This window comes from Pseudomonas sp. LBUM1645, assembly GCF_059716185.1.
In genome coordinates, this window is sequence record NZ_CP166811.1 from 3,522,086 (window position 1) to 3,540,798 (window position 18,713).

General features: G+C 51.0%; 17 protein-coding genes and 3 pseudogenes. 15 read left to right on the top strand and 5 right to left on the bottom strand.

Features of this window, described 5'->3' with window-relative positions; genetic code table 11:
• Positions 1 to 318: 318 nt before the first annotated feature.
• Both ACA079_RS15750 and ACA079_RS15755 read right to left on the bottom strand, forming a co-directional pair.
• On the bottom strand, positions 319 to 561 hold the full coding sequence (locus ACA079_RS15750; protein ID WP_415756333.1) for an AbrB/MazE/SpoVT family DNA-binding domain-containing protein: 243 nt from the start codon (positions 559 to 561) through the stop codon (positions 319 to 321).
• Between the two features lie 55 nt (positions 562 to 616).
• On the bottom strand, positions 617 to 934 hold the full coding sequence (locus tag ACA079_RS15755; protein ID WP_497704244.1) for a DUF7693 family protein: 318 nt from the start codon (positions 932 to 934) through the stop codon (positions 617 to 619).
• A 505-nt stretch (positions 935 to 1,439) separates the two neighbouring features.
• On the opposite strand from ACA079_RS15755, the gene ACA079_RS15760 reads away from it, so the two are divergent.
• From ACA079_RS15760 to ACA079_RS15770, 3 genes and pseudogenes are all read left to right on the top strand, one after another.
• A complete protein-coding gene (locus ACA079_RS15760; protein WP_214382572.1) occupies positions 1,440 to 2,135 on the top strand; it encodes a VIT1/CCC1 transporter family protein in 696 nt (231 codons plus the stop codon).
• A gap of 328 nt (positions 2,136 to 2,463) precedes the next feature.
• A pseudogene (locus tag ACA079_RS15765) lies at positions 2,464 to 3,625 on the top strand (IS3 family transposase).
• Between the two features lie 387 nt (positions 3,626 to 4,012).
• The gene (locus ACA079_RS15770) at positions 4,013 to 4,324 is read left to right on the top strand and encodes a hypothetical protein (RefSeq protein WP_497704245.1); all 312 of its coding nucleotides are present in this window, start codon (positions 4,013 to 4,015) and stop codon (positions 4,322 to 4,324) included.
• A gap of 298 nt (positions 4,325 to 4,622) precedes the next feature.
• Here ACA079_RS15770 and ACA079_RS15775 read toward each other — a convergent pair whose 3' ends face one another.
• Together ACA079_RS15775 and ACA079_RS15780 are read right to left on the bottom strand one after the other, a co-directional pair.
• Complete coding sequence (locus tag ACA079_RS15775) at positions 4,623 to 5,060, bottom strand: PRC-barrel domain-containing protein (protein WP_497266485.1); 438 nt, start codon at positions 5,058 to 5,060, stop codon at positions 4,623 to 4,625.
• A 547-nt stretch (positions 5,061 to 5,607) separates the two neighbouring features.
• A complete protein-coding gene (locus tag ACA079_RS15780) occupies positions 5,608 to 5,817 on the bottom strand; it encodes a hypothetical protein (protein WP_497704246.1) in 210 nt (69 codons plus the stop codon).
• A gap of 175 nt (positions 5,818 to 5,992) precedes the next feature.
• Here ACA079_RS15780 and ACA079_RS15785 point away from each other — a divergent pair, with 175 nt between their 5' ends.
• The 12 genes and pseudogenes from ACA079_RS15785 (at position 5,993) to ACA079_RS15840 (ending at position 16,287) form a co-directional block, all read left to right on the top strand.
• The gene (locus ACA079_RS15785; protein WP_497704247.1) at positions 5,993 to 6,232 is read left to right on the top strand and encodes a DUF1652 domain-containing protein; all 240 of its coding nucleotides are present in this window, start codon (positions 5,993 to 5,995) and stop codon (positions 6,230 to 6,232) included.
• 596 nt (positions 6,233 to 6,828) lie between these two features.
• Positions 6,829 to 7,608 (top strand): S6 modification regulatory phosphodiesterase RimA, encoded by a 780-nt coding sequence (gene rimA / locus ACA079_RS15790; protein ID WP_497266479.1) that lies wholly within the window; start codon positions 6,829 to 6,831, stop codon positions 7,606 to 7,608.
• Positions 7,609 to 8,052: 444 nt separating this feature from the next.
• Positions 8,053 to 8,412 (top strand): hypothetical protein, encoded by a 360-nt coding sequence (locus tag ACA079_RS15795; RefSeq protein ID WP_497396774.1) that lies wholly within the window; start codon positions 8,053 to 8,055, stop codon positions 8,410 to 8,412.
• Positions 8,413 to 8,415: 3 nt separating this feature from the next.
• Positions 8,416 to 9,705, top strand: coding sequence for a sensor domain-containing diguanylate cyclase (locus tag ACA079_RS15800; protein WP_497704248.1), 1,290 nt, complete (start codon positions 8,416 to 8,418; stop codon positions 9,703 to 9,705).
• 64 nt (positions 9,706 to 9,769) lie between these two features.
• On the top strand, positions 9,770 to 10,111 hold the full coding sequence (locus ACA079_RS15805) for an ATP-binding cassette domain-containing protein (protein WP_497704249.1): 342 nt from the start codon (positions 9,770 to 9,772) through the stop codon (positions 10,109 to 10,111).
• Between the two features lie 426 nt (positions 10,112 to 10,537).
• A pseudogene (locus ACA079_RS15810) lies at positions 10,538 to 11,791 on the top strand (IS3 family transposase).
• Positions 11,792 to 11,956: 165 nt separating this feature from the next.
• A complete protein-coding gene (locus ACA079_RS15815; RefSeq protein ID WP_497266473.1) occupies positions 11,957 to 12,151 on the top strand; it encodes a hypothetical protein in 195 nt (64 codons plus the stop codon).
• Positions 12,152 to 12,320: 169 nt separating this feature from the next.
• Positions 12,321 to 12,460, top strand: a pseudogene (locus ACA079_RS15820) (transcriptional regulator); the annotation flags it as partial.
• Positions 12,461 to 12,646: 186 nt separating this feature from the next.
• On the top strand, positions 12,647 to 13,183 hold the full coding sequence (locus ACA079_RS15825) for a hypothetical protein (protein ID WP_497273556.1): 537 nt from the start codon (positions 12,647 to 12,649) through the stop codon (positions 13,181 to 13,183).
• Between the two features lie 162 nt (positions 13,184 to 13,345).
• Positions 13,346 to 13,774, top strand: a complete 429-nt coding sequence (locus tag ACA079_RS15830; RefSeq protein WP_497704250.1) for a hypothetical protein — start codon at positions 13,346 to 13,348, stop codon at positions 13,772 to 13,774.
• Positions 13,771 to 15,246 (top strand): ATPase domain-containing protein, encoded by a 1,476-nt coding sequence (locus tag ACA079_RS15835; RefSeq protein WP_497704251.1) that lies wholly within the window; start codon positions 13,771 to 13,773, stop codon positions 15,244 to 15,246. Before ACA079_RS15830 ends, ACA079_RS15835 begins: the two co-directional genes overlap by 4 nt.
• A 9-nt stretch (positions 15,247 to 15,255) precedes the next feature.
• Positions 15,256 to 16,287 (top strand): sensor histidine kinase, encoded by a 1,032-nt coding sequence (locus tag ACA079_RS15840; RefSeq protein ID WP_497704252.1) that lies wholly within the window; start codon positions 15,256 to 15,258, stop codon positions 16,285 to 16,287.
• A gap of 541 nt (positions 16,288 to 16,828) precedes the next feature.
• Here the strand turns inward: ACA079_RS15840 and ACA079_RS15845 are convergent.
• Positions 16,829 to 18,124: an NRAMP family divalent metal transporter gene (locus ACA079_RS15845; RefSeq protein WP_497704253.1), complete on the bottom strand. Its 1,296-nt coding sequence runs from the start codon at positions 18,122 to 18,124 to the stop codon at positions 16,829 to 16,831.
• Positions 18,125 to 18,713: the final 589 nt, after the last annotated feature.

The window sequence follows — 18,713 nt, forward strand, 5'->3', positions numbered from 1 at the left end:
ATGGAGCGCTTACGATGATGCGCTCTATCTAGCCAAGCGCAGCGGGCGCAACCGAGTGAACTGAAACTGGCGTTCGGACGCTTGCTGCAATCACATAGCTCTACAGGATATGGTGATTCGATTCGCGTTCATTCCGCATGGCAACCATAGCTAAGCTGTGGTGTGAAGTGACGTCAATGGAGAGGTCGCTCCTTCGGGCTTAAGCCCGGCTCGATCTCGCGCCTTCAGGTGATGTGTCCAGGTATGCGTTTCCGGTTTGGCGGAGGACTCTGAAGTTCAGCCTGATGTACTGGTTCAGCGAAGCATTTTTTGGCGTCCTCATTTGTCTTCGAGGCTGCCGCGCTGTTCGCTATTCCAGGCTTCAGTAAGCTCGTCTATCCGATCTGTGATTTGAGGCTTTTTTGATAGGACTAGGCAGCGCGTGTTGCCGACAAATTCTTCTATCAGATACACAGCGTCGCCGACATCCAGCTCCAACTCCTGCAGCGCTTCATCGGGAATTCGAATTGCACCGTCCCCATCCCATTCTTCAATGATGATTTTCATAGGTGGCTTTCTCACGAGTGGCCTCCATTGATTCTGAGTCGGCAATGGTAACGTGCTTTTGCGTACAGGCTCAGAGCGCAGCGAGTAAACGTTCGAGCTGCTCCCGCTCCCAGGCACTCAATAGCTCGACAGAATCAACTCCGTCGCGCTGCCAGAATTCGAGTGTCCCGACTCGGCCATCTGGCGACTTGCAGTACTCGCAGTAGTCCAAGGTGTCACTGTCATTGAAGAGTGTGAGCTGCCAACCATCAATCTCCACGGGCATGAGGCCGTGATAGATCTCATTCCATGACTGGGCGCAGCTTCGCATCATGATGCGTTTGCCCAGCGCGACGTCAGTCAGTACCTGGCAGACTTCGCGGGCGGTGAGAGGGGAGGTTGTGTTCAAATCATCCTGAGCTCTTGCCATCTCTTGCCCATAGCTAAGCAGTGGTATGAAGTGGCCAGCGCGGCGCGCACATTGCCTCCGACCTCACTGAGCCGCGCTGCTCGACCCAAAGTGTCAGCTCCATGATCGCAGCTTCGAGGGCCAGTTGATTCTGATTGATTTTGAAGAGCAGGGAAGGGAGTAGGTCTGAACTGGTCAAGTAATTCCGGAAACCGGGCGCGGCTCGGCGACCGTTGAGTCCTGGCGACCAAATGAATTTGGTTTGAGTACAAAAGGGCCCTTCGAGGGCCTTTTTTGTTAAACACGATGTACTATCGTAATGGCTTTTTGCCCTGATCGGTATGTTCTGGGGCATGCTGGCAGCGTAAAGCATCTTTCTGAAATTTAATCGGTTGATTCAGTCATTACCGGTGATTGGATCTCCGTTCATCAACATGAATCTCACGGTGCTCATGACGCCAGAGTGATCCGACCTAATGCAATTTTTCACACGGAGAATTCCAGAATGGCAGCGCATCATAAAGAGAAACACTCAATAGACAACATTGGTTGGCTGCGCGCTGCCGTATTGGGGGCCAATGACGGAATCGTTTCAACTTCAAGTCTGATTCTGGGCGTAGCCGCCTCTCACGCAACTCACAACAGCATCCTTATAGCGGGTGTCTCTGCTCTCGTCGCCGGTGCTATGTCGATGGCTACCGGAGAGTACGTTTCCGTGCAGTCCCAAGCCGACACGGAAGCGGCTGCCCTAGAGAAGGAGCGAATTGAGATTCAGGAAAATCCGAAGGGCGAGAATCGTGAACTGACAGGAATTTATGTTGAGCGAGGACTTGAGGTGCCGCTTGCAAAAGAAGTCGCGACTAAACTAATGGATCACGACGCCTTGGGGGCGCATGCCCGAGATGAGTTGGGAATCACCGATGCGATGAGTGCAAAGCCATTACAGGCTGCTCTTGCATCTGCGCTAAGCTTTGCCGTAGGTGCGGCACTACCATTACTCGTGGTCGTAGTAGTTCCACAAGAACATCTCATCCCAGTCATCGTCGTCGCGTCGTTGGTCTTCCTTGCTATCCTTGGCGGCTTGGCGGCCAAGGTCGGCGGGGCGAATATTAAAAATGGGGTTTTACGTGTGACTTTTTGGAGTGCGCTTTCGATGGCGGTGGCAGCAGGAGTCGGTACCCTGTTGGGAACCACAGTATAAAACCGGAGCGGGTTCCAGAATTAAATTCTTGATGGTGAGAGTGGGCCTTTATACAAGGATGGAACAGGGTTTATATATTTGAAGGCAAGAGAAAAGCAGCGCTGCCCCCACACACCTTTATCCGATAGGATGCCGCCGGTTTTTTCTTCTGTTTTCTTTAGCTTTTTAATCCCACAGGATTGAAAGCTGGAACAGAAGCTGAAACTGAAACGCAGGCCTTGGGGGCCCAAGGGGAATCGCATTACTTACAGCCGTGGGCTGCTGTGTAGTGGTCTAATGAAACCGGACACCCATTTAGGCGAGAATGCTCGCCAGATCGAGGTGTCAGATGAGCAAACAACGCCGTTCCTTCTCTGCTGAATTCAAACGCGAGGCTGCCGACCTCGTGCTTAAGCAAAACTACAGCTACATCGAAGCCAGTCGTTCACTCGGCGTCGGCGAGTCAGCGCTACGCCGCTGGGTTGAGCAGGTTCAGAAGGAACACCAAGGCGTCACCCCGCAAAGCAAGGCGCTGACCCCGGAACAGCAAAAAATTCAGGAGTTGGAAGCTCGGATCGCTCGCCTTGAGCGAGAGAAATCCATACTAAAAAAGGCTACCGCGCTCTTGATGTCGGAAGATCACGAGCGTACGCGCTGATCAATCAGCTGAGCGTCCATGAGCCGATTGATTGGCTGTGCAAAGTGTTTGAGATCAATCGATCAAGTTATTACGCCCACCGCCTCAAGCGCCGAATGCCTGATATCGAACGGCTTCGGTTGCGCAGTCGGGTGAGCGAGTTGTTTTCACAAAGTCGCAGTGCTGCCGGCAGCCGTAGCATTCTCTCGTTGATGCGTGACGATGGTGAGCAACTCGGTCGGTTCAAAGTGCGCAGCTTGATGCGTGAGCTTGACCTCGTGAGCAAACAGCCAGGTTCTCATGCCTATAAACGAGCGACGGTCGAACGGTTGGATATCCCGAACATCTTGAATCGGGAGTTCGATGTCCCGGCACCCAACCAGGTGTGGTGCGGCGACATCACCTACATTTGGGCCCAGGGGAAATGGCACTATCTGGCTGTCGTGCTGGATCTTTGCGCGCGCAGGATAGTGGGCTGGGCGTTGTCAGAAAAGCCAGACGCTGAGTTGTTATCAAGACGCTGGATATGGTCTACGAGCAACGAGGAAGGCCTCAGGGCTTGCTGTTTCACTCGGATCAAGGGTCGCAGTACGCGAGTCGTTTATTTCGCCAGCGGCTGTGGCGTTATCGAATTCGCCAGAGCATGAGTCGCCGGGGAAATTGTTGGGACAACGCGCCGATGGAGCGCGTGTTCCGCAGCTTGAAAACCGAATGGATACCGACTCTGGGTTACAGAACGGCCCAAGAAGCCCAACGCGATATCAGCCTCTTCTTGATGCATCGGTACAACTGGATTCGACCCCATCAATTCAACGGCGGGCTGGCGCCAGCTCGGGCCGAAGAAAAACTTAACGTCGTGTCCGGGATTAGTTGACCACTACAACCTTGCCGATGACCGCGATAAATTATCTGAAGTGGGAAGCAAGGATGGTGGGATGAGCGGAGGTGGAGGCCGCAAACCCTGATGCCGTCTGACACCATCAAGCCCCGAATTTTTCGGGGCTTGATTTCGATATTGCCGGCCAATACTAAGATCCGAGCCTTGTCTCACAAACCCAGCAACGAATATGTTTGGGGTGGGGGCGAGCGATATCGTAGAGGCGAGTGCCGATCGCCAGGATTTTAAGAATCGCTCTACCGCTTTCGAAGGGATTGGCTCCAAGACCATTGAAATTTTCACCCGAGAGGCGACACAAGTGATCCTATGAACAGGCATCTGCCTTGTTCACGAAACGACCTCCTAAGATGTCGAGGTTATCTAATGCACCTGATCGAGATTTTTTTGCCGCTCAACACGAACGATGGCACGCCTCAGCCCGTCGAGCTTTTTCGCCGTGTACGGGAGCAGTTGGCCGAACAGTTCGGAGGAGTGACGGCTTTCACTCGCAATCCGGCGAAAGGTATTTCACTGCAGAAAGATAACGAGAGAGCAGAGGACGACATCATCGTCTATGAGGTCATGGTTCAAGCTATTGATCGGCTTTGGTGGCAAAGCTTTAAGCGCGATCTTGAAGGGCGTTTTCAACAGGAAGAAATTCTGATCCGAGCCACCGCCATTAGTCTCATTCGCTAGCCAAAATCGTTAGAGTCACGTGATGAGCCTAGATGTCGCATCAAAAAAAGCCCGCGTGACGCGCGAGCTTTTGGACTTCAAACGAATAGCTTTTCGGGTACGATGCGGTTGGGCTAGCCTTGGATTCGACGGCGGTCAGCAGAATCCACCCTAAACCCTTGTTGTTACCGCTTTTTCACCGCAATGCGCGCCTTAGGGTTTGGCCACCAACGACCAATCTTAACATGTCGTTGTTTGCTCGGCGCGCATCACTCTTCATTTTGGTTGTGGACAGTTAGCTTTTGTCGATACTTTGTATCTAGACAGTATCGTAATCGAACGGTTTAGTTCCATAGAAAGAATGGATTTCAGTTGCCCAAGATTCGTCGGCCATATTAGGCCAATTGTCCTTGTCAAAACCTGGTGCATTTTCCAAGCGTTCTTTCTCTACGTTTAGTACGAAGCGCTTATTTACTGTATCGAGTGTCAATGCATTCCAGGGTACCGCAAACAGCTTTTCTCCCATGCTAAGAAAGCCACCAAAAGAGAGAACAGCATAACTCACTCTACCGCTGCGAACATCCAGCATGATTTCCTTGATATCTCCCAAGTCTTCTTCATTATGGTTATAAACATCATTTCCAATGAGTGTGTCTGCCCCCATCAGGTCGGGGCCAGGCCCCTGTTCCTCAGAGCTGGTATCTCGTAGGAGGTTGGTTTTGTACATGCCATAGGTATCGCGATCTTCGTAGTTCATTACTATCTCCTATCAGCAATCGCCAATCAATCAGAAAATGCACCCACCGCCTTGATGGCTGTATTAGTGAGAGTCACCCGCTTTCGAAAAAGTTGAATTTTTTTTCTGCATGACGACGAATGGCAAATTGGAAGTAAAAAGTTAATCAGCTTTTAATTAGTGTGCTATCCATGTGTGATGCTTTGTTTTTATTATGGGTATTAACTAGATCGATATCGTAGATGCCTAGATTAAACGATTTCTCATTATGGCAACTACGTCTCCGGCTTGAATATAACTTCATAAAGAATTAAGTTTTGGTCACTGCTGTGACCAAACTTATTTGAATGAGCAGGCGACGGCTGTGGGCGCTGCCGGGGACGCCACTGAATGCTCCCGGCAAGCTGATCTCGCCGAAAAACGTTTGAAGCCATTACGCGCGTTGGTGCTTGATCCCAAATTCTTCGGCCACGACGACGATACATAGCCTCGGCAGCTTGTCTCATTTCTCACACGATCCTTGGCGCAGTATTGACTGAACGACGCCACTGATAGCGTTTTGGCCAGGTCACTCAGGTGGCATAAGCACCGCAAGACTCATATTGATGAATTCCTCGTTTTTGCTAATCGTGTCTAAAGCACCGCGAACGTTGCCGGCGACTTCAGCAGAACCACGTTGCTCGACCCAGAGCGTCAGCTCCATGATGGCGGCCTCAAGAGCTAATTGGTTTTGATTGATTTTGAAGAGCAGGGAAGGGAGCAAATCTGAATTTGGCATCAAGGTTCCTCCATGAAAACGCCAAGCCTAGCAGTATAAAAAATGAATAGTCAGCCGCGTCAGCTCAAGGCCAGTGGACGGGAAACAATTGGTCGTGAATTTACTCCGGCGCGTTCCTTGACTACTGGGTTTCATAGACAAGACTGAGAAGGAATTTTTCCTTCGGACGTACCCCATGATTTCTTCTCTTGAGCTCCGACATATCATTGAAAGCGGTTTATTACCTCGCTCCTGCACCTGCTCCGTGAATCCCAAAGGTTCGCTATTGATCAAGATGATTGAGCCTTCCTCTGGCCGCGTGGAACTGTTTGTCCCCGGCGTGTTGGCATCGGATCTCACGTCCAATCGGGCGATTTCAAATTTGATTGGCGAACTCAGAATTGAAATGGCGGCGCGCCAAGCGATCTGTGCGTGAGCCCGAGGGCAAATGGTGGACTTGGGAGCATCAGAGCTAACAGGCCAACAACGACTCAAATCTTACGAATGGGGTAATCAGGCTGCAGGAGAGACGCTACCGCGATTACCAAGTCGTCCAATGACCAAGGCTTGTGCAGGTAGGTGGTTGATGGCGGTACCGTTGCGGGGTCTATCAGATACCCCCGTCTCATAGCTATCCGTTGATGAGTCTAAGCAACTGGGGGCAATTCACCCAGCATTGTACCCCAAGCCCCCTCATCTGGAGCTGCCCATCTGACTATTTTGGCCTCTATTTTCGTCGCAGAGCCTTGTAATCATCGACGGACAGTTCTCTAAATCAAAAAAATCCAGCGGTGTGAAATAAGGGTAAGTGTCTAAGTCATAACCGTTTTAAACATCATCGTGTGATTTTGAGGGAAGATAATCGTGCATTTATCAGCCGGGAAGAATCGATTTAAAAATAAACTGCTACAATCAAAATTCCTAAGTGAATCATCATCACTTTACCCAAAGTTAATTTGTTGTTTGTTCCAATACTTATGGCTTGGTTAGAATAACTACCATAAAAATGGTAATTAATTTTTGGAGTACGACGTGACAATTTTTCCAAGCTCATTGACTTCGTCCAATGGTTGCCAAGGTTGCAAAAACACTCTTGAACTGGATTTAGATTTTACTTTCGCTTTTCAGCCAATTGTGGACGTGCGCGATCAATCGGTTTTTGCACATGAGGCGTTGGTGAGAGGCCTTAATGGTGAGGGTGCTCTGTCAGTGCTGGAGAAAGTAAACGATAATAATCGTTATCGATTCGATCAGCTTTGCCGCACACGGGCTATTTCCACTGCTGCGCAACTTGGAATGACTCAAAACCTATCGATTAATTTTCTACCCAACGCGGTTTACCGTCCAGAATTGTGCATTAGAAGCACGTTGGAAGCCGCGCGAATTCATAACTTCCCGCTCGACAGACTGATTTTCGAAACAGTCGAAAGCGAATACGTTGAGAATAATCACCATCTGACCAATATTCTACGTGAATACCGGGAGTTCGGTTTCAAAACAGCAATTGATGACTTTGGCTCAGGGTATTCAGGGCTCACACTGTTGGCAGACTTTCAACCGGATCTTATAAAACTTGATATAGCGCTAGTGCGTAATATCCATCGTGATCGCTCCCGTCAGGCTATCGTCCGTGGTGTTGTCATAATATGTGCGGAGCTGGATATTAAAATCATTGCAGAAGGAATCGAACATGCCGAGGAACGGGATTTTCTGGCCGATTGCGGAGTTTATCTAATGCAAGGGTTTTGGTTCGCCAAGCCTGCATTTCAAGCAATGGCTCTGGTCGCACCTAATGCTTGGAAAAAAGCGTAGATTACACAGAGGCGTAGTGACGCCGATGCTCCTTTAATCAGAAAAGCGCCGTAGCCAAAGGCACTAAAGGTAAACGTCGCACCTCGCACCTGAGTATCTATATCACAGATTACCCATAAGGGATCGATAGCTACCCAGGGTGACAGTCCGGGATTGGCTAAAATACGGTGAGTGGACAGCACAATAGCAAATGAGTAGCTATGCTTGATTTGATACTAGACTCTTTTTGCAACGTTCCGAAGGTAGGCGCTTGAGATGCTAGGCGGTGGTAGAGGGGCTCAAGGTCAAGTTGGAAAATATCCATCCGCTCTACAAAATAATTTGCTGCTACTATATGTCATCATTAAATTCTAAAAGGGGAGAGTACTTATTGCTATATGGCAGGGTGAATACAGCCCGACTGGGATTACAAATTAATATTGCACTTTGGGAGTGAGTAGGAAAATGAATCTTACGTTCGAAGAAGCATCGATACAAGCATTGTTGGGTGCGCCTGATCAGCTGGATACTCTGAACTTCGGCATAATTGGCTTTAACGACGCTTCAAAGGTGGTAATTTACAATACTTTTGAAGCTACAAGTGCGGCCTTACGACAGGCACGTGTTTTAGGTAAGAATTTATTTTTGGAAATTGCTCCCTGCATGAATAACGCCATGGTCGCTCACAGATTTGAGAATGAACCTGAGTTAGACGTGATCATTTCTTACGTTCTGGCGCTTAGAATGCGGCCAATCCCCGTCAGATTAAGACTACTTAAAAAAATTGATAATAATACCCGCTTCCTACTGGTTGAATGGGCATAAAAAATGAGTAGCATCGAGCAGGGCAATGACTCAATCGAGTCAGAGTACGAAGCATTACTTTCATTCATGTATCTATCGCCAGTAGGGCTGGTAAGAACCGACCCCAGCGGAAAAATTGATATGCTTAACCCCATGGCAACACAATTGTTGATGCCATTGGTTAAGTCTATTGGCCTTGAAAATCTGTTTGAAACACTTGCTTCCGTAGCGCCTGAATTACGTAACCTTGTAACGAGTTTTAGAGAATCATGCGGATCAATATGTGTAAATCATAGAATCCACGTGTCGTCCGCAGCTGACGGAGGTATTGTTCTCGCATGTACAATTGTAAAGGTCAACGACGAGGTTTTAATAACAGTTCTGACTGATGTCTCTTGCCAAGTTGCAACTGAAAGGAGACTAAGGCAAACAGACTCATGGCTGGACGCCATCTATACGATTGTTAACGATTTCGCAGTTCTCGGCTTGACTAAACAGGGAGTAATTAATAGCTGGAGCCCTTCGGCAGAGCGTTTAACAGGTTACACGGAATCCGAGGCTATTGGTGAGACGTTGCGCCGCTTCTGTAATTTGTCCGCCTTGGAAGTTAATGTTTTGGATGAACATCTCACATTCGCACGTGAAGAAGGTTGGCATTCACGAGACTATCTTTGCCAACACAAATCAGGACACAGTTTTTTCGCTCAAACGATGATCGCCGTTCTACGTGAAGAAGATGATGAGTTTTCTGGCTATACAGTTGTGCTTCGAGATATCACCGAGCGAAAGGTGTCGAGTGATAATCTGGCCAACTTGCTCACTAAAGACCACCTCACAGGCGCAGTTAATCGCGCTCACTTTTTCAACTTGGCAGAGAAAGAGTTTGCTCGGGCAAGTCGATACGAGCACTCAATATCGATAATCATGCTAGACGCCGATCACTTCAAGCATGTTAATGATAGCTGGGGGCATCCCATTGGCGACGAAGTTCTTAAGTCTATAGTGAAAATTGCTGAGGGAGTTCTTCGTCCCGGAGATACTATAGCTAGGTTTGGGGGCGAAGAGTTTGTCGTTATGTTGCCTAAGATAAATAGCCTCGATGCGTCAGTTATTGCGGAGCGACTCAGGAGCAGCATTGAAGCATCTAGTGTCGATACTGGTGGTGAGGAAATTAAAATCACAGTCAGTATTGGGTGTGCCTCGATGAATGAATCGCGATCCAGTCTCAAGCAGTTGTTAATCTCCGCAGACAGTGCGCTCTATCACGCAAAATCCAAGGGTAGGAATTGTATAGTTGATATTGATGACTTCTAATTGATGGCATCTCGTGGATTAACACGAGATAAGTTGCAAAGCCATTGATGAAGATATCGAGGATATGTACCAGCTGCTGAAGGAAAGACGCAAGCAGCATGCGGGCACCATGTCCGGCGGCGAGCAACAAATGCTGTCCATTGTCCAGGCGATTATGTCCCGTCCGGAGTTGTTGATTTTGGATGAGCCGACAATGGGGCTTTCACCTAAAGTAATTGAGGTTGTGCTGGATACCCTTCGAGAGATCCGCTCGCGCAAAACGCCAATCCTGCTAGTCGAACAGAAAACAGTGGAAGCCATCCAGATGGCGACCCGGGTGTATGCGATTCGCGTCAGGGAGATCGTTTCCGTGTTGGCGGGGAAAAGCGTGACCGAAGAATCTTTGAAAGACATCTATCTAAGCTAGTTCAGGAGTTTGGAAAGACACGGATCTCTCCATGCATCACCGGGCTTTGCGTTTTCTCCTGTCCAAGTAGAGGCGGGGCGCTCATCAGGAGGGCCCGTTGCCTTGCTGGCCACCTTTCAATTCAAGCCGCAAGTTCGAGCTGTTTGTCGATGTGAATCTTTCATGTATGAATCTAATTTGGGTAATTTGAATGGCTGCTTCTGGCCGAACGCCGTAACGCCGGGGGACGTCAATACCGCGAGCGTCAGTTTGATGAACTTTTCGTTTCTGTCGATGGCGTCCAGCGCGCTGTGCGCATTGTCGGCGACATCGACTGATCCGCGTCGCTTTCAAACGCGGGGACGATCGGGCCGCTCCCTTATTTCATGCACGTGTCCCGTCCTGAATAAGGTTTACACCTTCTGATCTGTTTTTCAGGAGGATGTAATGGAATCAGCAAAAAGGCGAAGTCAGCGCGACTACACGCTGACCTTTAAATTGTCGGTCGTCGATCAGGTCGAAAAAGGCGAGCTGAGTTATAAAGAGGCTCAGGAGCGCTACGGGATTCAAGGCAAAACGACCGTTCTGACGTGGTTACGCAAGCACGGTCGGCAGGATTGGAGCCCAGGCACATACATTCGCTCGCCGAGGATGGGGTCTATGCCCGACAAAAACCGACCATTAACGCCAGAGCAACGCATCAAAGAGCTTGAAGAACAGCTGGCGCTGTCCAATCAGAAAGCGCAGTTTTTCGAGGCGGTCGTGGATGTCTTGAAAAATGACTACGGCCTCTCTGTCGTAAAAAAGCGTCCCGGCAAGTCCTCGCGCAAAAACGAATCCAAAACCTGAGCATCAGCAGGGCTTGCCAGTTCATGGGGATAAGCCGCCAGGCTTACTACAAACGTAATCGTGCCGATGCAGCTCGTCTGGTTCTGGATCAGAAAGTTGCCGATTTCGTTCAGCAAAAGCGCCTGCGGCAGCCGCGGCTGGGCACCCGAAAGCTGTATTACTTACTGCAGTGCCAACCTCAGCTTGAGCTGCAAGTGGGTCGAGATCGCCTGTTTTCGATTCTGCGTGAACGGCGTTTATTGGTAGCCCGCAAGCGGGCGTATCACAAGACAACCAATAGTCATCATCGCTTTCACCGCCACCCGAACTTACTCAAGCCCGGACCTGATCAAATCGTGCCAAGCCGCCCGGAACAGGTCTGGGTGGCGGACATCACTTATCTGCCAACGCAGGAAGGCGTGGCGTATCTAAGTCTTGTAACCGACGCCTTCTCGCGCAAGATCGTGGGCTATCACGTCCATGAAAGCCTGCACACCGAGTCGGTAGCACACGCGCTGCGTCGGGCGGTAAAGCACCGTCGGACAGACCAGCCGTTGGTGCATCACTCGGATAGAGGTATCCAATATTGCTCGGGGATGTACCAGGCGTTGCACGCGAAATACGGCATCCAATGTTCAATGACGGACGGCTATGACTGCTACCAAAACGCCTTGGCAGAGCGGGTCAACGGGATATTGAAGACAGAGCTTTTGCTCCAACGGCCACAGGATTTGCTGCAAGCGAAGAAGATGGTGAGTGAGTCGGTATCGATCTATAACGGCGAGCGACCGCACCTGTCTTTGAAATACAAAACGCCCGATGCGATGCATCGGGCGTTGGGGTGAAACAGGTGTAAACCTATTTCAGGACTAGACAACGACTCTTCCGTCCCGCTATAGCGGCTGACTTTGACGGAGAAGGTTCGGGGCTAAACGAACCAGCGATCAGACGGTATGAATTATTTGGCGTGTTCGTACTCCACCGCTCGAGGAGCAGTTGTTTCTCAATGGCGGTGACCTCCGCGCCGAGGCAAAGCTAATGGCATCGATCGAAGATTTCAGGATGAAATCACACGAGCTCCTGATAGAACTCGACGCCGCTACGATGGAAATGATGACGCTGGTGACATCCAAATGCGTTTCAGGCCCCGACTGGGATTTTGCCAGCAAGAGGCAGCACGACGCCTATGAAAGCTGGGATGCCTTTATGAATACGCCTAACACAAATATTTAAATTGCAGATTCTGAAAAGGACGGGCTCACTAGCTGAGATTGACAATCTCGATCAATGCTTTTTGTCTGAAGCAGGAGAGTCCTATGAGTCGGCAAGGAGTGTTTTTAGCAAAAGCGTTAGAAATACATCATGAGTACGAAGTGGCGACAGTTGTCATCTGCGACATGCTGAGCAAGCCTCGCGGGTAAAATTCTACAAAAATCCGCATACCGGCGAGGTCGTCGAAACCAAAGGCGGTAACCACAAGGTCTTAAAGAATGGAACGCTGAACACGGCTCCGACACCGTCGAGTCCCGGCTTTCCAAGTGAGTTTAGTTTGAGTACAAAACGGCCCGAGAGGGCCATTTTTGTTGGCGTTGCGGGGAGTGCGGATAAACGTCCGGCTAACACAGATGTTAGTGAGTACCAATGCTAACGTGGGAGAAATCCAGTTCAATTCGCAGGTTGGGATGGGTGGTAAGCCGGCTTCACATGTTTGATAAGGATGAACCCACCTTGCCGAGAATTTTGACTTCCCAGATAAGTGACACTGCACTAAACGAGCACAATGCCAGGATGTTCGGATCGCCAAAGGAGCGCTTGGACTTTTACCGAAGAGAGATTCAGTACGAAACCAGCATCTTGGCTAATCGAACTGACGCCTTTTTGGCATCTCAGTCTTTTTTGGTCATCGCATTTGCCTCTTCTATGGGCAATCTCAACCCCGAATGGGGCAAGTTGTTCACGCTGGTAGTACCACCGTTTCTTACGTTGCTTGGAGTGCTAAGTTCGTTGAATGCTTGGCCCGGTATTCGCGCGGCATACGACATTATCGGCCACTGGCATTTCAAGCAGAGCGAGCTATTGCATAGCGAGCCTGTGATGGGGTTGGCGTATGACGAATCGCCTTTATTTTGTGAGCGAGAGTCCACGCACAAGGGGTATCGAAAGGCGTTGCTGTTTTCGGTGCGCACACCTTGGATCTTTGCGACATTCTGGATATTGCTTGGCATTTGGTCGGTTTGTATCCAAATCACAAATCCAGGTGCTTAATACGTAGACAGAGAGGCAAATCCTTGCTGTTTGGGAATACTTCTCTGCAGGCACCTAGCAGGTATCCGAACATCATCAGCTCTGCGCCCAAATGAAAACTCGATCACAGGTTATAGGGTGTACCATCGATAGGTGCCCATCAAAAATTAGTGAGCCATGTCCATGGAAAGCGAAGGGGGCCGCCAGATCGTAGCTTCTCTGGCGCACCGTGTTGGTGACATTGCTGGTCTTGCAAAGACCGTCCACGCGATTATTTCAACCTTGCAGGATATGGACGCAGCCCTCGGGCCCATTATCGGTCAGCAAGGGGTTGCCGCGCTTTATCGCCGAAGCCTCAATCTGTGCGTTTCCACTCATCCGCGACTGGCCGGCACCTGTGGCACAGTGCCGGCCGGCATGGATCTAATTGCCCTCAAGTCCGTACTCGCCGAGCAAAGCGAAGCCGATGCGCTGTTCTTCGGTGAAGTGCTGCTGACCACCTTCTACGAGCTGCTGATCACGCTGATCGGGCCCTCGCTCACCGCACAATTGCTTCGTGGCGTGTGGGAACCTTCTTTGAGCGACACCCCTTCGCAGGAAAATTCGCTATGAGCACCAAAGTGACTATCAACCGCCTGGCCACCGGTGTGCCAGGACTGGACGAGGTGCTGGGCGGAGGATTGCCGGAGTTTTCGTTCAACCTGATCGCCGGCCCGCCTGGCTGTGGCAAAACCACCCTGGCGCATCAGATGATGTTCGCCCTGGCGACGCCCGAGCGCCAGGCGCTGTTCTTTACCGTATTGGGCGAGCCGCCGCTGAAGATGCTGCGTTATCAGCAACAATTCGATTTTTTTGACAGCGATGCGATCAACCAGTCGATTCGTTACATCAACTTGACCGATGACACTCTGGCCGGGAATCTGGACGAAGTGCTGCGGCGCATCGTCAGCGAAGTCGAGGCGCACTCTCCAGCGCTGGTGTTCGTCGACTCGTTCCGTTCGGTGGTGCTGGCGAGCCAGACCCAGGACAACCCCAACAACAACCTGCCGCAGTTCGTTCAGCAACTGGGCATGTTGATGACCACCTGGCAGGCGACGACCTTCCTGATTGGCGAATACTTCACCGAAACCGACACCAACCCGATTTTCACCGTGGCCGATGGCCTGATCTGGCTGCGTCAGAGCGTGCAGCGCAATTCCATGGTACGCAAGATGGAAATCATGAAGATGCGCGGCCAGCCCACGTTACCGGGCTTGCACACCTTCCGCATCGCGACGTCGGGGATCAAGGTGTTTGCACCCGCGCCACTCAACCCGGTTGAAGCGCCGCTGGAGATCCCGATCAAGCGCCTGAAAATGGGCGTGCCACAGCTCGACGAGATGCTTGGCGGCGGCCTGCCCCGTGGTTATTCATTGCTAGTGGCCGGGCCGTCGGGGTCGGGCAAAAGCATCCTGGCAGCGACGTTCCTCGCAGAAGGCGCACGCAACGGCGAAACCGGTGTGATCGCGGTGTTCGAACAACGGCCCAATCATTTCCAGAATGCCACTCTCATTCAGTTGATCCAAAACGGTCAGGTCGGCTTGGTGGACAGTCGTGCACCGGACTTGTCCATCGACGAAATCGTCCAGTTGCTGTTGGCCGAGATCTCTCGCCTGAAAGCTACTCGCGTGGTGATCGACTCGCTGTCAGGCTTCGAACTGGCGCTGGCACCGACCTTTCGCGAGGACTTCCGCGAGTCGCTATCGCGTATGGTCACCGCGCTGACTGGGGCAGGGGTCAGTGTGCTGATGACCTCCGAGCTGGAAGACCGCTACACCGACCTGCGTTTCAGCCCTTATGGCACAGCGTTCCTGACCGACGCGATCATCGTCCAGCGCTACATTGAAGTGCAGAGCCGATTGCTGCGCATCATGGCCGTGGTCAAGATGCGGGCCAGTGCCCACTCCGATGAGCTGCGCTTGTACCGCGTCGATGAAAACGGCTTGCAGATTGGCGAAATGCTTCATGAACAAGAAGGTCTGCTCGGAGGCCGACCCACAAAGCGGATTTCAGGTATATCACATCCAGGAGATAAAAATGCTTGAGCCCGACTCATGAGTAATGTCGATGGCACGAATGAGCGTGAGATCGCTAGTGCCGCTCACGAACTCTTCCTGCTTGGCCAGAAAACTGTTGAAGCACGCGCCGTGCTGGCAGCACTTCAAAAAGAGTTGAGCGACGCCAGCAGCCGGCTGGTGGATAGCCAACAGGTCGAGCAAGTAATCGCGACCAATCAGCAGCCAGTACCGGCGAAACTCATGGTGCAGTTAGACGCTATAGTTGCCCCCCGCTTGGAAGAGAAACGTTTGTACCAGGAACTGCGTGAGGCTAATGCCCAGCTGGTCATTGCCGCACTCAGCGCTCAAGACCTTCAGGCTGTAGCCGAGCGCGCACTGAGTCAGCAAAAAAGCATACTGGCGACGGTGGCTCATGAGCTACGTAACCCATTAACGCCTATCAGTATGATTGCAGAACGTATGGTGCGTTTGCCTAGCGATCAGCTGCCTCGGATGCGGGAGTTGATCGAAGGCCAAGTGCAACATATGTCACAGCTGGTCGACGATCTGCTGGACGTCTCCCGTGCTAGCACTGGTAAGTTGCGCCTCAATCGCCGCGATGTCGACATGATTCAAGTTCTGCGTGAGGCCATTGATGCGTGCCGCCCTTTAATGGACGCACAAGAGCAGCATTTCAACGCCCCTCTTCCCAATGGCATCTTGATGGTGAATGGTGACCCGGGGCGCCTCGCGCAGATTCTCCACAACCTTCTGGCAAATGCGGCTAAATACACACCGACCCACGGTAGAATCGAACTATCCGTAACGGTAGCGTCCGACGTTTTGAAGATAACCATTTCCGACAATGGAATCGGCATTTCCGCTAAAGCACTCCCGTTTATTTTCGACTCCTATGTTCAAGACGTGCATGCCGTCGGATTCAATGGCTCTGGCTTGGGCATCGGACTGACAGTAGTCCGCGAGCTGGTTGAGGCGCACGGCGGCGAGGTTACCGGCATGAGCGATGGTGATGGCAAGGGTAGCGAGTTCGTGGTCACGTTACCGTTGGTGATCCATTCAAGCGGATAAGAAACGCGGGAACAGTGATTCATTTGATTCCAGGGGGCACGCCCCCTGTTCCAGCCAGACAAAATGACTACCGTCCATCGCTCGGGCTGATCCATTAAAAACCACAATCAAGATTCTTGGTGGGTACTGCGACTTCTAACTTCGAGTCAGACCCGCTGAGCACAGGATCCGACATGAACGCAGCGGACGACTTTAGATTTAAATCTCATGAGCTGCTTTTAGATCTGGATGCAGCTATTAGCAAAATGATGATGTTGGTCGCAACTCGCGATCTTTCCGGTGAAAGGTGGTGTACGGCTGTAACGCGACATTCGGACGCGTATGCAGCTTGGAGTTCACATCTCAACGAGTCATCGCTATCGAACCCTCAATCCTTTAATTTGGAGAATTCACATCTGGATCACTGAGCGGAATGAGAGTCGTCATGCGGCCAACCAGGCCAAGCCTTGAATGCTATGGATGACGCCCCAAGTCACGATTCTCCTGGGGAACTACCCTCTGGCCATGACTGAGATAACCGACTAAATCTCAGAAAAAATTTCTACGCTGAAAACATGCCCCAGAGCATACCGATCACGACAAAAGCCATTGCTATGGTACAGCTCCAGCCCAATACCCTCAGTCCAGGGTGAATGACGAAAGTGCCCATTATTTCTTTGTGCGAAGCCATCAACATCATAATGAACATGACAGGCACCGCAATTACGCCATTGACGACTGCACTCCAAAACAATGCTTTGATTGGGTCGATCGGAGCAAAGCAGATCAATACACCTAACAATGTTGCCGCAGTGATAATGCTATAAAACGCTTTGTTTGTTTCTGGCTTGGCCGCCAAGCTATTTCTCCATTTAAATGTACCGGCCACGGCATAAGCAGCGGAGCCTGCCAGCACAGGAACCGCTAACATGCCAGTGCCAATAATGCCTGCGCTGAACAACCAAAATGCAAACTCCCCCGCAATCGGTCGTAAAGCACTCGCCGCCTGTGCGGACGATTGAATATCTGTGGTGCCATGCATATTTAGCGTGACAGCAGTGGTCAACATAATAAAAAACGCAATGAGGTTCGAAATCCCCATACCCACTATCGTGTCAATTTTGATGCGAGTAAAGTTGGCTCGCGCCTGGTCTGGGGCATCAATCAGCGTCTGAGCCTTAGAGTCAGCCTCCATATCTTCAACTTCCTGTGATGCTTGCCAGAAAAAGAGATAGGGGCTGATGGTTGTGCCAAAAATGGCAACCACCATGGTTATATACTCCGGCTTCCAGGACATGTGAGGCCACACAGTTTGGCGAACGACCTGCCCCCATGGAATCTGCACGGCAAACATAATGCCTACATAAGCCAGCAACACGAGTGTCAGCCACTTGAGTACTCGCACATAGCGCTTATACGGAATGAACACCTGCAGAAGCAGAGAAACCAGACCAAAGCCGACTGCGTAGAATTGAGACGATCCGCCTATCAACAGTTTCAGCGCCGCCCCCATCACTGCGATGTCCGCTGCAATATTGATGGTATTGGCAAACATCAATAAGGCGACGATGCCATATACAAAAGGCCAAGGGTAATTGCTGCGGATATTGGTAGCGAGCCCGTGCCCGCTGACTCGGCCTATTTTTGCGCTGATGATCTGAATGCCGACCATCAGGGGGAAGGTGAAAAACAACGTCCAGAGCGTATTAAAGCCAAATTGCGCGCCTGCTTGCGAGTAGGTCGCTATACCGCTTGGATCATCATCCGCCGCACCTGTGATAAGGCCGGGCCCTAGTTTTTTTATCCACGAACGATGGGGAACAGCCGGAGGCTTGCCTATGAGCTCTTTCTTATTCATTTTTGATTTCTCAGGGGTACCGGATGCCACACCAAGTTTTGACTGAGGCTCTTCAACGGGAGTTCCGTGGCAGAATTCAGGAGGGCGTATTGCCCAAAGGGAATGGCTGCTCTGGGCAAAGGCTGCCGATCACCAGCTCCGAATAGATCATTGGAAGTCCTTCGGATGTGACCTTGAGGCAAGAACGATTCGTAGAATTTTTGCGGGCTCTCGCGCCTACAATTCGATTGTTCGCCTTGGTGGCAGGGTGCCGCAATGGCTTTTTGTCGCTACATCATGATCAGGCGGATCAAATGGATGACCTTGAACAAAGGTATGACCCGTTTGATGCGTTGGTAGCATCACGAATTCCCTATTAATCCCATTTGGAAACCGCGGCGGCATGGTAGTCGATCATGCCGCCCGAGGCGAACCTATGTCCCGTTCAGAAATATTTGCGCCAGCGGATATCGCGACGATGTGCCTTTCAATGCGGCGAACCAGTGCACAGGTAAAATGCAGCGTTGCAGCCGACGGCTAAAAGGCCGCTCGTGCTTCTCATCGGAAACTGTCGACGTTCACTTGCTGTGGTGGCTTATAGCCGCTAATA

Coding starts and splice junctions, on each gene's coding strand:
- ACA079_RS15760 (WP_214382572.1), top strand. CDS start 1,440: ATGGCAGCGCATCATAAAGAGAAACACTCAATAGACAACATTGGTTGG.
- ACA079_RS15770 (WP_497704245.1), top strand. CDS start 4,013: ATGCACCTGATCGAGATTTTTTTGCCGCTCAACACGAACGATGGCACG.
- ACA079_RS15775 (WP_497266485.1), bottom strand. CDS start 5,060: ATGAACTACGAAGATCGCGATACCTATGGCATGTACAAAACCAACCTC.
- ACA079_RS15780 (WP_497704246.1), bottom strand. CDS start 5,817: ATGCCAAATTCAGATTTGCTCCCTTCCCTGCTCTTCAAAATCAATCAA.
- ACA079_RS15785 (WP_497704247.1), top strand. CDS start 5,993: ATGATTTCTTCTCTTGAGCTCCGACATATCATTGAAAGCGGTTTATTA.
- ACA079_RS15795 (WP_497396774.1), top strand. CDS start 8,053: ATGAATCTTACGTTCGAAGAAGCATCGATACAAGCATTGTTGGGTGCG.
- ACA079_RS15800 (WP_497704248.1), top strand. CDS start 8,416: ATGAGTAGCATCGAGCAGGGCAATGACTCAATCGAGTCAGAGTACGAA.
- ACA079_RS15805 (WP_497704249.1), top strand. CDS start 9,770: ATGTACCAGCTGCTGAAGGAAAGACGCAAGCAGCATGCGGGCACCATG.
- ACA079_RS15815 (WP_497266473.1), top strand. CDS start 11,957: ATGGCATCGATCGAAGATTTCAGGATGAAATCACACGAGCTCCTGATA.
- ACA079_RS15830 (WP_497704250.1), top strand. CDS start 13,346: ATGGAAAGCGAAGGGGGCCGCCAGATCGTAGCTTCTCTGGCGCACCGT.
- ACA079_RS15835 (WP_497704251.1), top strand. CDS start 13,771: ATGAGCACCAAAGTGACTATCAACCGCCTGGCCACCGGTGTGCCAGGA.
- ACA079_RS15840 (WP_497704252.1), top strand. CDS start 15,256: ATGAGTAATGTCGATGGCACGAATGAGCGTGAGATCGCTAGTGCCGCT.
- ACA079_RS15845 (WP_497704253.1), bottom strand. CDS start 18,124: ATGAATAAGAAAGAGCTCATAGGCAAGCCTCCGGCTGTTCCCCATCGT.